The 14,066-nt window shown below is 46.5% G+C and carries 15 protein-coding genes and 1 tRNA gene; 5 read left to right on the forward strand and 11 right to left on the reverse strand.

Going from position 1 to position 14,066, the window contains the following annotated elements; translation table 11 throughout:
* Positions 1–74 precede the first annotated feature (74 nt).
* Positions 75–992 (forward strand): DMT family transporter, encoded by a 918-nt coding sequence (locus ACMQ5W_RS10220; RefSeq protein WP_419025102.1) that lies wholly within the window; start codon positions 75–77, stop codon positions 990–992.
* An 85-nt stretch (positions 993–1,077) separates the two neighbouring features.
* Here the strand turns inward: ACMQ5W_RS10220 and ACMQ5W_RS10225 are convergent, their stop codons facing one another.
* A complete protein-coding gene (locus ACMQ5W_RS10225; RefSeq protein WP_148491244.1) occupies positions 1,078–1,482 on the reverse strand; it encodes a hypothetical protein in 405 nt (134 codons plus the stop codon).
* 597 nt (positions 1,483–2,079) lie between these two features.
* On the opposite strand from ACMQ5W_RS10225, the gene ACMQ5W_RS10230 reads away from it, so the two are divergent.
* Complete coding sequence (locus ACMQ5W_RS10230; protein WP_148491242.1) at positions 2,080–2,436, forward strand: helix-turn-helix domain-containing protein; 357 nt, start codon at positions 2,080–2,082, stop codon at positions 2,434–2,436.
* A 124-nt stretch (positions 2,437–2,560) separates the two neighbouring features.
* Here the strand turns inward: ACMQ5W_RS10230 and pepT are convergent, their stop codons facing one another.
* On the reverse strand, positions 2,561–3,784 hold the full coding sequence (gene pepT / locus ACMQ5W_RS10235) for a peptidase T (protein ID WP_419025103.1): 1,224 nt from the start codon (positions 3,782–3,784) through the stop codon (positions 2,561–2,563).
* A 238-nt stretch (positions 3,785–4,022) separates the two neighbouring features.
* Between pepT and ACMQ5W_RS10240 the strand changes: the two genes are divergently transcribed.
* Positions 4,023–4,706, forward strand: coding sequence for an aspartate/glutamate racemase family protein (locus tag ACMQ5W_RS10240; protein ID WP_148491239.1), 684 nt, complete (start codon positions 4,023–4,025; stop codon positions 4,704–4,706).
* A 488-nt stretch (positions 4,707–5,194) separates the two neighbouring features.
* Here the strand turns inward: ACMQ5W_RS10240 and ACMQ5W_RS10245 are convergent.
* Positions 5,195–5,270, reverse strand: a tRNA-Val gene (locus tag ACMQ5W_RS10245).
* Positions 5,271–5,354: 84 nt separating this feature from the next.
* Between ACMQ5W_RS10245 and ACMQ5W_RS10250 the strand changes: the two genes are divergently transcribed.
* Positions 5,355–6,188, forward strand: coding sequence for a helix-turn-helix domain-containing protein (locus ACMQ5W_RS10250; RefSeq protein ID WP_419025104.1), 834 nt, complete (start codon positions 5,355–5,357; stop codon positions 6,186–6,188).
* A gap of 47 nt (positions 6,189–6,235) precedes the next feature.
* Entirely contained in the window at positions 6,236–6,643 is a 408-nt protein-coding gene (locus tag ACMQ5W_RS10255; protein WP_419025105.1) for a VOC family protein, read from the forward strand.
* A 134-nt stretch (positions 6,644–6,777) separates the two neighbouring features.
* On the opposite strand, the gene ACMQ5W_RS10260 is transcribed toward ACMQ5W_RS10255, so the two are convergent.
* From ACMQ5W_RS10260 to ACMQ5W_RS10295, 8 genes are all read right to left on the reverse strand, one after another.
* A complete protein-coding gene (locus tag ACMQ5W_RS10260) occupies positions 6,778–7,659 on the reverse strand; it encodes an EamA family transporter (RefSeq protein WP_148491234.1) in 882 nt (293 codons plus the stop codon).
* A gap of 199 nt (positions 7,660–7,858) precedes the next feature.
* Complete coding sequence (locus tag ACMQ5W_RS10265; protein WP_419025106.1) at positions 7,859–8,770, reverse strand: DMT family transporter; 912 nt, start codon at positions 8,768–8,770, stop codon at positions 7,859–7,861.
* 257 nt (positions 8,771–9,027) lie between these two features.
* Positions 9,028–9,924 (reverse strand): DMT family transporter, encoded by an 897-nt coding sequence (locus ACMQ5W_RS10270; protein WP_419025107.1) that lies wholly within the window; start codon positions 9,922–9,924, stop codon positions 9,028–9,030.
* Between the two features lie 111 nt (positions 9,925–10,035).
* A complete protein-coding gene (locus ACMQ5W_RS10275) occupies positions 10,036–10,239 on the reverse strand; it encodes a hypothetical protein (protein ID WP_419025108.1) in 204 nt (67 codons plus the stop codon).
* 12 nt (positions 10,240–10,251) lie between these two features.
* A complete protein-coding gene (locus tag ACMQ5W_RS10280; protein WP_148491228.1) occupies positions 10,252–10,743 on the reverse strand; it encodes a nucleoside recognition domain-containing protein in 492 nt (163 codons plus the stop codon).
* A 3-nt stretch (positions 10,744–10,746) separates the two neighbouring features.
* The gene (locus ACMQ5W_RS10285) at positions 10,747–11,385 is read right to left on the reverse strand and encodes a nucleoside recognition domain-containing protein (RefSeq protein WP_419025109.1); all 639 of its coding nucleotides are present in this window, start codon (positions 11,383–11,385) and stop codon (positions 10,747–10,749) included.
* Between the two features lie 13 nt (positions 11,386–11,398).
* A complete protein-coding gene (locus tag ACMQ5W_RS10290) occupies positions 11,399–12,559 on the reverse strand; it encodes a M20/M25/M40 family metallo-hydrolase (RefSeq protein WP_419025110.1) in 1,161 nt (386 codons plus the stop codon).
* Between the two features lie 240 nt (positions 12,560–12,799).
* Positions 12,800–13,717 carry a LysR family transcriptional regulator gene (locus tag ACMQ5W_RS10295; RefSeq protein WP_419025111.1) on the reverse strand — a complete coding sequence of 306 codons (918 nt, stop codon included), beginning with the start codon at positions 13,715–13,717 and terminating at the stop codon, positions 12,800–12,802.
* Between the last annotated feature and the right edge of the window lie 349 nt (positions 13,718–14,066).

Below are 14,066 nucleotides of genomic sequence, written 5' to 3' on the forward strand. Positions count from 1 at the left end.
TAATTCGCTTTTGTAATTCTAGTGAAAATGATACACTAAAAAGATATTAGAATCAATAGAAAGGACCTGATTTGATGAAAGTAAATACCGCATTTTTAAAGTATCTCGCTGCCTTGCTGCTGTTCGGCTCCAACGGCATTGTTGCCAGCCACATCCTTCTGCCCAGCCACGAAATCGTCTTTTTTCGTACTTTGATTGGCAGCGCCTTTTTGCTGCTGCTCTTTATAATCAGCAAAGGCCGCCTGCAGATTCCACAAAATAAGAAACACTTCGCTTATCTGCTGCTTTCTGGCGCCGCCATGGGTGCCTGCTGGCTGGTATTGTTTGAAGCCTATAGAATGGTTGGTGTCGGCATTTCAACGCTGATTTACTATTGTGGACCCATCATCGTCATGGCCCTGTCTCCCCTTCTTTTCCATGAAAGGTTATCCGCGGCCAAAGTCCTCGGTATGGCCGTCGTCCTAGCGGGCATGTTTCTGATCAATGGCGGTTCCGTTCTTACGAGCGGTCTCTCCAAGGGGCTGATTTATGCCATTTTATCGGCAGTCTTCTACGCTGTTCTGGTCATTTCCAGCAAAAAAGCCCGCAGTATCACGGGCCTTGCGAATTCCATGTATCAGCTGACAGCCAGTTTCTTCACTGTGGCAGTATTTACTCTGGCTAAGCAGGGGCTGCATTTTGGCTCCATTTCAGAAAACCTGCTGCCCATTCTGATCATCGGTCTGGTCAATACCGGCGTCGGCTGCTACTTGTATTTTTCGTCGATTCAATCTCTGTCTGTTGGAACGGTCTCGGTCTGCGGATATTTGGAGCCTCTGTCCGCGGTGGTCTTTTCCGTAATTCTATTAGGTGAGAGTCTTACCTTCCTGCAAGGAGTAGGCGGCGCACTGATTATCGGCGGCGCAGTCTTTGCTGAAGGTGCTGGCAAACGAAAGCACCAAACTTCAGTGTCGGGCACTGGCCTGCAGCAGCAAACCAACTCTCTGATATGACAACAAAGGAACCAAACGGACGGAAATGAAAGTTTTATATTTCCGCTCCGTTTTTTTTAGGCGGACTTTTTTGTGTTTACCGCCATCATCGAGAAGTTTTTTTCGTGTAACGGTACAATGATACCATCAGTCCGATGAAAATCAGCATCGCCGCCGGTCCATAATAGACCACGGGATAGTGTTCTGATAATTGCCACGAGTCATCACTGCCGATAAAGTTATCCAGCATAGAGTTGGTCATTCGTTCACAAACGTAAAAAGCCATGATGCTGATACCTGCAAGCAGCCAGATATTGGCACAAAGCAGCTTTCGAATCAGGGCGATCAAGCCGCATCCTGCCAGCCAAATAAAACTGAGAGGCGCTCCCAGTTTTAGAACCCAGTAAATCGGCTCTGGCATATATAAATTGGCCGTCCATTCTATGAGATAGAGATATGGCACAATTAGGATACGACGCGTTCCCCAGCCTATGGCTGGCATGGAACGCATCGTATGACATTCTGCCTAAAGCAATTCTAATCAAACTGCGTCCTGCGTTTCCTGAGCGCTCTGCGCGCCTTCATTCTTGAAAAAAGCAGGGCATCACGGCACAAAATGCTGCCCGGGCATAGATTTCCGCCTTCATTTTTAATTTTTTTAAGTTTACTTGCACCACTCCCTTTGCAGGAACTCATGCTTACATACATAAATTACCATTAAACGAAATATATGTCATGAATCTGGCTGGGTTCAACCGTACGGAAGGGCAAATGCCCTTGATCTGACCTTGAAATTCGCCAGATTCGTCTTAATTCTTCTCTTTTGCGCAAGTAGGGAGCTGGAATTCAAAAATGAAGGCGGATTGGTTTACGATAATCAAAAAAGGTGCAAGTAACAAGCAAAAAAACGAAAATGAAGGCGGATGTGTCCCCCTCTTTGGGCAGAATGTCATACGACAAAACGTTTGGTACTGAAGAAACACTCCTCCTATTTCGAGAAGTATTATATTGATAAGTATAATTTTATATACCAACTGCGCCAATTGTTTTCTACTGATGGTTATATTAAAATATATCTATAAGTATATACCAGGCAGGAGGTAACATCATGGACGAACTGGACTTTCTCAAAGTTGGCATGGAGATGAAACGTCTGCGTACTGCACACGCTTTCACACAGGAACAGGTAGCCGCAGATCTGGGCTGCACTGTAGCGTTTATCAGCAACATCGAAAATAACCGCACCAAACTAAATCTTCGCGTTCTCTTCTATTATTCCAAACTTTTCCATGTTTCGGTTGACTCCATTCTAAATGCCGGGCGCGACGATGTGGACGCAGATGCCGCATCAAAGTCCCGTGAAGAAGAGCTATTAAGAATCTTCCATCAGTTCAGCGAAGAAGAGCAAAAGAAAATCATCGAGATTTTGGAGTTCGTGAAAAATGGCGACGCAAAGTCACTTTAGATAAGGGCTGTCAGCACTAGCATGTAAACCGCTAGGCTGCGGCCCTTTTTTGCTGCTATTACGGCCCAAAACCCGGTTCCCGAGTTCCCATCCGCAGCAATGCAGCGTGAACAGTTGGGCAGTCTTATTTTTCAAACTCCGCATATTTTGCCATAATTTTCAAAAGCACCTGCGCACACTGATCCATGTGGTCGATGTTAGCAACCTCCGTCAGCGAATGATGATTGAAAGAGCCAGTTCCCAAGTTAGGGCAAGGCACACCCTTGTAAGAGAGCTCTGAACCGTCAGTACCGCCGCGTATAGCAGGCACACGTGGCGTTACACCGCATTCCGCGATGGCAGCCTTGGCAAATTCAATCAGATGCATGTGGGGACGCACCATCTCCGCCATGTTTCGATAGCCGTCTTCAATCTCAAGGAGCACTGTTCCCGCGCCGTGCTTTTCGTTGAGCAGCATAGCCGCCTTTTCCATGTAAGCCTTCTTTTCTTCATACTTAGCATCGTCATGTTCTCTGACCAGATATGCCATCTGACAGTTTTCACAGTCACCGGCAATGCGCAGCAGATGATAAAACCCATCATAGTTTTCTGTATGTTCCGGCCTCTGCCAAGGCGGCAGCAGTGCGTCAAACTCCATGGCGATCAGGGAAGCATTCTTCATCTTGTCTTTGGCTTCTCCCGGATGGGTGGAAACGCCTCTGACCGTCACCTTTGCCGATGCACCGTAGAAGTTTTCGTATTCGATATCGCCAAAGTCTGCACCGTCCACCGTATAGGCGAAGTCTGCGCCAAAGGCCTTCACGTTAAAGTGGTCTTGACTGGTGCCGATTTCCTCATCAGGAGTAAAAGAAAATGCAATTTTGCCATGTCTGAACTGAGGATGGGAAGTAATGTATTCCAGCGCGGTCATGATTTCGGCTACACCGGCCTTGTCATCACCGCCCAGCAGAGTGGTTCCGTCGGTAACGATGATATCACAGCCGATAGCGTTCTGCAGATTGCTGTCGATAGCTGGATTCAGTACCACTCCCGGTGCCAATTCCAGGATGCGGCCGTCATATTTTTCGATAATCCGCGGCGCTTTTGCAGGAGAAGGATGCGCATCAGAAGTGTCGACGTGGGCGATGAAGCCGATGACCGGTACTTCTTTCTCAATGTTGGACAGGATACTGCCATAGATGTATCCCTTATCGTCCAGGCGTACATCTTCAATGCCAAATTCTCGCAGTTCAGATGCCAAGACCTCTGCAAAGGCCTTCTGTCCTGGTGTGCTTGGCACCGACTCCCTGCCTTCCAGGGACATGGTATCGTACATGACGTATTTTAAAAATCTTTCGTATGCTCTCATACATTTACCTCCAGATCATATTTTCTAATTCTTATTTTAGCCGCAATGAGGGAGAATGTCCAGCTGATTACCACGGAACACCAGATTCCTGTTTTCCCATAAGGTACTTTTCCTCAGTTGAACGCTTTGCACATTATTTAGGGAGAAACTGAGCGATGCAAGTCCATAATATCTTAGACGTTTGACAATCATATCTTCCTGGGGTAAACTGAACAAAACAGGTAATCGGAGGTGTGATATGAAAACAATCGGTATGATCGGCGGCCTGTCCTGGCACTCTTCTCTTCAGATGTACGAGTACATCAATCATTATATTGCTGATGCTCTGGGAGAGTACAACTGTGCCAAGATGGTTCTGGCCAACGTCAATTTGCAGGAGGTCTTTGTGACCAGAAAAGAGGAGCAGGCGCAGGTTCTCTTAGAGGGTGCAAGACAGATCGAGGCAGCAGGCTGTGACTTCTATATCATCTGTTCCAACACCATGCACAAGCATGCGCCATTCCTCGAATCCAAAATCAAAACGCCTCTGCTGCACATTGCAGATGCTACCGCCGATGCGATTTTAGCGAAAGGTATCAAGAAAATCGGCTTACTCGGCACGCGGATTACCATGGAAGAAGATTTTTACAGAGGTCGGCTGACAGAGCGCGGCCTGGAAGTGATAATCCCAACGCTGGAAGATCGGAAGTTCATCGACCATGTCCTCTACAACGAGACCGGCTTTGGCATCGTTGGTGAGGAATCGTCAAAGCGGTTCTACCAAATCGCAGACAGCCTGACACGTCAAGGCGCAGAAGGCGTCATTCTCGGCTGCACAGAAATCGGCCTGCTGATGCAGCAGAATCATACGGATATTCCACTCTTTGATACGACCATGATTCACGGCGAAACGGCAGCGAGGATGGCGATAGAAACAGCATGAAAAGATTCCAAATAATGTCGTAAATGATATGTGCCTAGGTCAAGTTCATTGGAACAGAGGTGTAGCTTCTACTCATTGGTCTATCGTGCATATACGGTATAGGGGTATAAGTCAGGCTTTTTTTATAATAGAGTTAGGTTTTTTGATGCCTTTCTAAAGTTTGTGCGTAACTCCACGGCAGCATCAGATGTCATTCTCTTCAAAAATAGTTCATATCGCTTACAAAATCTATAAAAGTACAGCTTGTGGTTACTTTTATGGCATGATGACAGTCTTTGAAACAGAGTATTGGTACCAAAAAGTAACCAGTATCGGATATACCCCCCTGGTAAAGCCTTCCGGCAGCAATCCGGTTACGCAGGAATACAAAGATATGCCCAAAAAGCATAAAATTATTGTAACGAGATGTCATCCTGGGACAAGTTCACTTCATGGCAAAAGAAAACGCAAGACTCGATATCCTCAAAGCCTTGCGTTTTCGATATAATTGGTGATCTGTGGCGGGCTCGAACCGCCGACCTTCTGGTTGTCACCCAGACGCTCTCCCAGCTGAGCTAACAAATCATTTCGCTCATATATTCTACCACAGGTAGTACCGATATGACAAGTACAATTATCATTTTTTTATAGACTGAAGGAAAATAGAACATGATAGATAAAAAAAGTTTAAAAGACATATCTGAAAGCAGGGAGATCCTCATTCAGGGTGAAGATTTTGCCTATCTATCTCCCTGTGCGCCACTTACAAATTTCATCTCTAATTTTACAATTTCCTTCCCAGACGAGTCTACTATTTCTGACGATTATACCATCATGCCTCACGGCAGCGTCACTCTTGTGTTATTTAATGATAACACTGGTGCACACAGCTTTCTATTTGGACCTACTACGAAGCCACAGAGAGTCGGCGATATTGCCAATCGATGCGGTGTCATATTCATCATCGAATTCCAGCCTGCAGGCTTTTTTCCATTCACTGAAATCAGTCAGAAGGAGCTGGCAGATAAAATACTGCCCTTCTCATTTGTAGACGATCAACTCGATAAAACATTACGAAGCATTTTCGCTGCGTCCTCCTCAGTAGATGAATTGTTGCTGGCATCAGAAGCGCTTCTGATTTCCAGAATTCGATTTCAATACCCCGTAGAGTTTGCTCTGGCTGTCAGAACCATCATCCAAATGGAAGGCGCACTGACCACAGAAGACCTATCCCATCAGATTTTCTATAGCTCTCGTCATCTGAACAGACTCTTCAACCTATATCTCGGCATGAGCATCAAATCTTTCTCTCGTCTGGTGCGAATCAATAAGTCCATTCGGCTTTTAAATGAGCGAACCAACACACTTGACTTCGTCTGTGAAAGGCAAGGATATTATGATGTCTCTCACTTCGTAAAAGATTTTAAAATCGTCTGTGGCATGACACCACAGACATATCGAAGCAATATGTCCGATTTTTACAGTGAAATAGCAAAATTTTAAGTCTATAATTTAATTCCCAGTATAGAACCAGAAAGGAATGAATAGAAATGAAATTTGATGAAACGACAATCCGCATTTTGGTGCGAAAAGACTATGGAGAATGCTTTGATTTCTACACAGAAAAAATTGGACTGACAGCAGTCTGGGGAGATCGGAACGGACCTTACACGTCCTTTGCCGTCAGCAGTGAAGCGCCGCCCTGCTTTGCCATCTTTGCAGGATATGCCATGCCGATGTTTCGCGGCTATGAACAGCCAAACGCTGACGCGCAGCCAGACACTGTCGCAGCAGTGATTCCAACCCTTGACTTGGATGGAGACTACCAACGCCTGAAAGAGGCAGGTGTGCAATTTCTCGGCGAACCGCAATATATTGAAAGCTGGGGTATGCGCTGCACCTATTTCAGAGATCCTGAGGGGAATCTCTTCGAATTGAACGATGCCAGCAATGTGTAAAGACTTACCATTACGCTGCTAAAACAGTAGTCATATCTACCAATAGGAAAGATTCCAAAAAAAGAGAAGTGCTTGATAGTGATTGGCACTTCTCTTTCTATTAAAAATAGCATTGCTCCTATTGCGGCATACGCTTACCTTCCTACTGCAAAGAGCACGACACCAGCCACCAACAGTGCAAAGCCGAACCAGCCTTTCTTCTGCAGCTTTTCGTGCAAGAAGATTCTCGATAGAATGATGGAAATGACCATGCCCATACGGTAGATGGTCATAATGACTGCCGCTTTGCCTAGGAACAGGGCTTTGTAGACTAAAACGTGACCGGCACCTGAGGCTGCAGCGCCCAGCAAGATAAAGAGCCAGCATTTTGGTGCGATTTCCTTAAAACTGCTCTGTTTTTTCTTCGCCAGGAATATGATCCATAGAAATGCTACGACGATGATATAGCGGAAAGTAGATGTGACATTGGTATCAATAGGCGCTTTATCGGCTTTGACAATGACGTAGGAGACCGATGCCAGAACGGCAGAAATCGCTGCAAAGAGAATCCATCTTTGATCACTCTGCCAGATCTTCTTGTTTTTCAGAGCGGCCAGTTCTTCACGATCCATCATCAAAAGTGTGCCTGTGATAATCATCACAGTGCCGATCATCATGAACAGGGTGATCTTCTCTTTGATGAACACGGCGCAGAGTACCATGGAAACCACGATGGTCAGGCTTTGGATGGCCAGAAACACACTGACACTGCCGCCTTTAAGACCGAGAAAATAAAAGACCCAGGAAACTGACAGCACTGCCCCGGACACCGCAATGGAAATCCAGGTCCACATGCCCATGTCTGGTATTTGGTCAAATTTTCCTGTAAATAACGCAGTTCCGGCGAAAGCCAGCAGCAAAACGGTATTTGTCACCGCTCCCGTTACATAGGCATCCGCATCTTTGATACCGATTTTGGATAGTATAGTAGAGACGCCGATGAACAGCGTCGAAATCACAGCAATGGTAAGCCACATGAATAAGCTCCTCGTTTCTCATAAGTTCTTACTATTATTTGCGATACTGTGAAATTTTAGTCATCGACTGACAGAAAAAACAAAAACCCGGAAGTTCACTGAAATGATGCATCCGAGTTTCTCACTGTCTGCAAAAATATCAAATGCGTTTTTCAGCAGGTTTTCCTAGACCACCTTGCTGAGAAATCTTTTACCGCAGTCATTCCCTTGACCCGCTCCGATTGACACCATATGCGCCTGCCATAATCAGAACTGCCGCGACAGCCTGCATCATGGTGAAGGACTCGCCCAGATAGAATACGCCGCCGATAATGGCGGTTACAGTGGCAAGCCCGGCAAAAGCGGCCCTGCGTGTCGCACCGATGATGGAAATGGAATAGTTTGCACAGAAAAAGGCGATGACACTGCAGCCCAGGCTCAAATACAGGATACAGATCAGGAAGTTGGAATCGGTAAACGGCAGGGTCAGGTAGTAGACAAGAGTTCCTTTGATTCCATGCTCCACCAGAGCACAGCCGGTAAAGACGACGGCACCGCTGGCGACCATGGCATAAGTCTTTTCCGCACTGTTGAAGCCTTTCAGCTTCTGCGAGGTGATGGCGTATGCACTCTCACTGCACATGGCACCGACAATGAACAGATAACCCAGCACATTGCTGGATGCCTGAAAACCGCCTAACAGACCGATGATCACCGCTCCCGTTACAGACATCATCATGAAAAAAACCTGCCTTTTTGTCGGTTTATCCTTGAGGAAGATGGTGCTGAAGAGCATGGTTACAATGGGAACACAGGCCAATATCGTACCGCTCTCTGAAGCGGTGGTCAAGCGAATGCCCATGGTCTCCATCACAAAATAGGAGATAGGCTGAAAAAAGCTGAGCAGTAGAAGCGGCCGCAGGTTTTTCCCTTTCAAGTCGATTTTTATGATCCCCAGAAGCGCGCAGACCGTCATCGCGGCAAAAGCTGTCAGCCCGCGCCAGGACAGCAAGGTAAAAATAGAAATTGAAGATACGCACATCTTGATGAAGATAAAACTCAATCCAAATAGAATCTCACTGAAGAGTGCGATGAAGATTGCACCTAAATACTTGTTTTTTTCTTTGCCCATCGTTTTCCCCCCGTCATTTGATTTATTTGTTAACATTCTGCCATATGCACGAAGCTCTGTCTGTGCTATCACTTGCCAACGTGCGTTCTCACCCACGCCTGCGTTCGCTTTGCCCACTTCGCTGTCCTTTTTACCTGGCCAAGTATCGCTTGGGGCAAAAAGGCAATCACTGAGTAAGGACATTGTATCACAGTATCACGCGAAAGCCTCAGAATATCTTTATGAATCTTAGTAATTTTACAAGCGCAGGAAGAACGTCAAGGCTGTTTTGTTATCTCTCTCTGATCAGTATTTATCAGCACTATGGCCGCTATGGAAAGGACCATGCCCAGAGCCGAGATCACTGACGGCTTTTCGTTATAAAAGACAATGCCGATCAGGATGGCGACTACAGGGTCAACGGATACCATAATGGAGGCTTTACCGTTATCCATATGTCTCATGCCTGCGGTATATGCCAGACATGGAATCGTTGTCGACAGCAAGCCAGCACCCAGTGTAGCCAGAATAACCGGGATGCAGTCGGTTTCCATCGCCTCTCTGATTTGACTGAAGTCTGTAAAAAAAGCGCCGACAATTGCCGCTATGACAAAGCTATAAAATTGTATCGTCAGAGATGGATAGCCATAGTTGATGCCATATCTGGAAAAGATGGTAAAAAGGCCGTATCCCAATCCTGAACAAAGGCCGATTGCCATGCCCTGAAAACTGAGCACTGCGGATTCTTCAAAGATACCGCTGACCATCATGCATCCGGCCAATGCCATAGCCAGAGAAATCACTTTTATGCTGGTGATCTTTTCGTGAAACAGTATGGCAGAAAAAAGCATAATGAAAATCGGTGAAGTATATAACAGCACGGCGGCAACAGAAAGAGATGTTTCTCTTATCGTGACATAATAGAGCTGATTAGACAGAACGACTCCCGCTATCCCCGCGCCGCAAAAGGTCCAAATATGTTTTAATTGAAACTGGAACATCCGTTTATCCCTGATCAATATAATCAAACCGATAGCGCAAATGGCAGTAATGGTCTTCGCTTCTACGATTTGCATGGCATCCATTCCGCAGCTGTTGAGCGCTTTGACAAATACTCCGATTGCACCCCAGGATACCCCTGCCAAAAGCACTAAAAACAGTCCATACTTTTTCAACTGATATACCTCCTAATCAAGCTTTGAGAAAATTCTATATAATGATAGGCGGTATGTCAAGGACGAAAAAGCAGAGCATAGGATAACCTCCATATGCTCTGTATTTTCGTCCTACTTTCCAGCTTGACCACAGTCTTCCTTTGCTTCTATGTATTTCAACCTGCTGATGGATACGGCCAGAAGTACAGCCGAGATGATAGCGCAAGTGAGGATAAAACCTTCCTCAATCTGGAAAACAAAGTGATCCAGCAGCATCACTGTTACAATCAGAATCATGCCGACCCGCTGCATGGCCAAGGCGATTTGTTTTGACATCACCATACCTCCTTACTCAATACCCATGAAGGCCAGAATAATTTTCATCATGAATAACGAAATCACTGCGTCGAAAAGGGGTACGGCCAGTAGCAGCCCGTGCCATTTCTTATTGGCATCAGCCACCAGCACGATTCTGGCATAGTGACCAATCAGAGTTCCCATGAGAATACAGGCTGGAAAGAGCATGGTCGCCTGACCCATGGTGAGAATGCCGCTGGCATACATTGTCGCTGCCGTGCCGCAGCCTGCCGCCTTGGCAAAGAATGCAGAAATCAGCACGGCGACAGCTTCCCCTGGCAGTCCAAAGACACCCATGACTGGCGACAGCACGTTGCCCAGCAAGTCCATGACGCCGGTAGCCTGTAAGATGTAAACTAACGTATATCCCAGAATCATGGCTGGAACGATGTTCTTAATACCTACCTCAAATCCCCTGTAGCAGCCCCCTAAGAACGTACTGATGATCGACGGTTTTTTTGTTAATTGTTTATTCTCACCCATGGCTTACGCTCCTTTCTTTTTGTTGGACAATCTGATAATCAGACGAACCAGATTGGCTCCAATCAGCTTGCAGACAAACTCGATGACGATGATGACACCCAGCGCAATGGGGCAAAAAGCCAGAATCGGCGCGCCGCAGTTGATGGTGTTGGTGATGCATGCTGAAGCCGCGTATTGATAAGAGACAAAAATCGTCCTCTGGTCGTCAGTGATATCTCCTGCCTCGTAGAGGTCGCGAGTCATGATGGCTGCCACGTCTGAACCGTTGAAGCTGCTGACAAAAGCGACGCCGCATCTCCCCGGAATGCCGAGCAGAGGCTTTAGGATGGGCCGGAACACGATTTCCGAAGCGTCAAAGGCTTTCATCTGTTCGAAGACACCCAGCAGGCCGCAAAATAGCATGATGCCCGGCAGCAGGTTGAGGCCCGCCATAAAACCGTCCTTTGCGCCGCTGCCTCCGCTTCCGATGAAATTGCTCTCCGTCTCTCCAATCAGTCCAAAGTTACCTGTCAAATTGGTCAAGTCCAGAATCTGCAGCGGTGTATCGCTGGTTCTGAATACCCCTGATAATATGACGATAAAGAAAATCAAGGCAATCCATGCGCCGATTCCGATTTTCATTTTTTCTTTTTTCTCTTCCATTGTTCTTTCCTCCTTACAGGGTATAAATAGAGCTGGCAGCCAAGAGCGTTCTGCTGAACAAGGATTCCACCACTGCAAACTCTTCTGCCGTGTGATTACCTGACCCCTTGACGCCCATAGCGCAGACCGCCGGTACGCCTTCTGTTACAGCGATTCCAGAGTCAGATACGCCGCCTACCGTGAAGGCGTGGACGGCGCCATACCCACACTCCTCTGCTGTTCTTTTCACATGCTCGAACAGGCTTAAAACACCCTCGGTACTTTCCATACATTCCATCATCGCTTTGATATTGACCTGTGCATTCGTCCCTTTCACATGGGTCTTGGCTGCCACAGTCTGAATATCCGCCACGATTTCATCCCGTATGTCTGCTGACGGAAAGCGGAAGGCGATAACAACTTGGCATTCTCCCGGGATGGTATTGGAGTTGGTACCGCCTGTGATTTCACCGCAATTGATGAGCTTGCCCCGCTGCAAATTATTTTTACTTTCCAGTTCCACGATTTTGTGAGACATCTCCAGAATGGCACTCCTCCCCTTCTCTGGTGCAATACCCGAGTGAACTGCTACGCCGTGAACCGTCAAAACCGCCATGCCGCCGCCTTTTCTGCCCACCACTAGTCCGTCATCCAGGTAACCAGTCTCAAAGTTAAAAGCTGCGGCAGCGCCTTTCATCTCTTCCGCCAAAATCGCTTTGGCGTTGGATTTTACGTGTATTTTCTCTTCATCGCCTGCAAAGACACATTTTATGGGGTGCTTGCCATAACCGATGGTCTGAAGGGCTTTGACCGCATAGATTGCAATGACCAGACCGGCCTTCATATCCAGCACGCCTGGTCCATAAGCGCGCCCCTCCTCGTCAATGCGGAAAGGGTTTTCCTTTGCCGTGCCATCAGGAAAAACAGTATCCATATGACCGATGAGAATAATCGGTGCAGTATTTGCCTCTCGGTTCCATTCACCGACCAGGACCGGTCCTGTCGGTCCGCTTTCGATAACCTTCGTCTGCATATCAATGGCACTCATCTCTTTTCGCAAAACTGTGCAGACTTCCCTGACACCATCCCCATTGGCAGTGCCGCTGTCGATGTTCACTAATTTCTCCCATAGGTCAATCATTTCCTGTCGGTGCCGTTCAACATATTCATTGATTTTTATAAAAACTTCTTTCATATCGTATCGATCCTTTCATGTGCATGACTTTGGGCGCCTCGTCATTGTTTAATTGAATTTTACCAATTTTCTTTCAACTTGTATAATTCACTTTTTTACGACCTGAGTTATAACTTATTTTTATAGCAAATGGATTCTGACATAAGGGTCGAATCGTAAATCAAAAACCGGGTACAAATGGCATTTATCACCATCTGCACCCGGCAGCATCTCGTTTTTTTATTTTCTCTGCGATTTTTCTTATGTTCTAAGCTCTGCCTCTGTCCACTCCTCCAGAAGGCGTACAAAGGCTTCCCCAATGGGGCTCAAAGCGGCAGACTTCTTTTTAATCCAACCCACCACCACATCCACATCGCAGTTTCTAATCGGAATACTTCTGATGCCGAGATCCGCAAAATCTCGGTTGCTCAGGCCCGGTCCGAAGCGATAGGCGTCTGTATGGCGCATCACGTTCACCAACCCGGCATTGTCGCTGACATAAATATGCTTCCAGCTGTCTCTTAGCAAGATTCCATCAATGCGCAGATAATTAGTCAGATTGGAATAGTGGTCGTCATGGAGTCTGACGATGGGATACTGAATCAGCTCCTGCATGGTAACGAGTTCTTTATCGTACAAAGGGTTGTGTTCACCTACATTTGCATACCAGGTGTCGTGTCCGAGAATCTCTAATGACAGTCCCTTATATTTCAGCGTGTTCTTCACTTCCCGCAGTTGGGAATTGTTGATCAGCAAAAAACCGATTTCATCCCTGCCCTCATACACGTGGTCAATAACCTGCATCAGCCTGTCCTCTTTTAATCTGATCGTCACGTTCCTATCCGATTGGCGGTTATAGAAGTCAGCGATGATGCGTGACATGGAAATCAGCGGATAAGAAGCCACTGACAGAGTCTGCAGTGCATCTTTGGCCTTGATATCTCTGATTAAATCCACATGTGATAGGATGACCTTGGCGTATTCGTAGAGTTTTTTTCCATCTTCTGTCATAGAGACGCCTTTATTGGTTCTGCACAGCACCTCTGCCCCGATTTCCTGCTCCAGGTTCTGAATCGCCTTGCTCAGCGCCGGCTGTGTCACATAAAAGACCTCTGCCGCTTTGTTCAGGCTGCCCAGTTCTGCCACTTTGACGAAATATTCCAACTGCTGTAACTGCATACTTCCACCTCCTAGTTTTCCTCTCAATATAGCACCTGGCGCAGCCTGCGTCAAGGCGACGGCTGGTACCCACACGGCTAGCTCATGAAAAAAAGATTAGATAAATACGCATGAACTGAGTAATCCGCCATAAATGCTTGTTTTTTGATCAATTCAGGCACTTTTTTGAGAAATATAAGCCTGTTTTTGGCTGATTAACCATAAAATGCAAAAAAGCAAATGAACCGGAAAGTCAAGTCCAAAATTGTGTGTAAATTAATATCGGTATATACAGGCGGCATTTGCCGCCTGTAACGTTAACAACACTAGAGCTTATCGGGCTGTAAGCTTCTTCATTTCATAATACTCC

Origin of the sequence: Emergencia sp. (assembly GCF_048465375.1) — a bacterium.
GTDB lineage: Bacteria > Bacillota > Clostridia > Peptostreptococcales > Anaerovoracaceae > Senimuribacter.

What these genes read in the sequence shown, in the direction of transcription:
- ACMQ5W_RS10295 (WP_419025111.1), bottom strand. Translation starts at nt 13,717, where the DNA reads ATGCAGTTACAGCAGTTGGAATATTTCGTCAAAGTGGCAGAACTGGGC.
- ACMQ5W_RS10285 (WP_419025109.1), bottom strand. Translation starts at nt 11,385, where the DNA reads ATGGAAGAGAAAAAAGAAAAAATGAAAATCGGAATCGGCGCATGGATT.
- ACMQ5W_RS10255 (WP_419025105.1), top strand. Translation starts at nt 6,236, where the DNA reads ATGAAATTTGATGAAACGACAATCCGCATTTTGGTGCGAAAAGACTAT.
- ACMQ5W_RS10230 (WP_148491242.1), top strand. Translation starts at nt 2,080, where the DNA reads ATGGACGAACTGGACTTTCTCAAAGTTGGCATGGAGATGAAACGTCTG.
- ACMQ5W_RS10275 (WP_419025108.1), bottom strand. Translation starts at nt 10,239, where the DNA reads ATGTCAAAACAAATCGCCTTGGCCATGCAGCGGGTCGGCATGATTCTG.
- ACMQ5W_RS10290 (WP_419025110.1), bottom strand. Translation starts at nt 12,559, where the DNA reads ATGAAAGAAGTTTTTATAAAAATCAATGAATATGTTGAACGGCACCGA.
- ACMQ5W_RS10265 (WP_419025106.1), bottom strand. Translation starts at nt 8,770, where the DNA reads ATGGGCAAAGAAAAAAACAAGTATTTAGGTGCAATCTTCATCGCACTC.
- ACMQ5W_RS10220 (WP_419025102.1), top strand. Translation starts at nt 75, where the DNA reads ATGAAAGTAAATACCGCATTTTTAAAGTATCTCGCTGCCTTGCTGCTG.
- ACMQ5W_RS10240 (WP_148491239.1), top strand. Translation starts at nt 4,023, where the DNA reads ATGAAAACAATCGGTATGATCGGCGGCCTGTCCTGGCACTCTTCTCTT.
- pepT (WP_419025103.1), bottom strand. Translation starts at nt 3,784, where the DNA reads ATGAGAGCATACGAAAGATTTTTAAAATACGTCATGTACGATACCATG.
- ACMQ5W_RS10280 (WP_148491228.1), bottom strand. Translation starts at nt 10,743, where the DNA reads ATGGGTGAGAATAAACAATTAACAAAAAAACCGTCGATCATCAGTACG.
- ACMQ5W_RS10225 (WP_148491244.1), bottom strand. Translation starts at nt 1,482, where the DNA reads ATGCGTTCCATGCCAGCCATAGGCTGGGGAACGCGTCGTATCCTAATT.
- ACMQ5W_RS10260 (WP_148491234.1), bottom strand. Translation starts at nt 7,659, where the DNA reads ATGTGGCTTACCATTGCTGTGATTTCGACGCTGTTCATCGGCGTCTCT.
- ACMQ5W_RS10250 (WP_419025104.1), top strand. Translation starts at nt 5,355, where the DNA reads ATGATAGATAAAAAAAGTTTAAAAGACATATCTGAAAGCAGGGAGATC.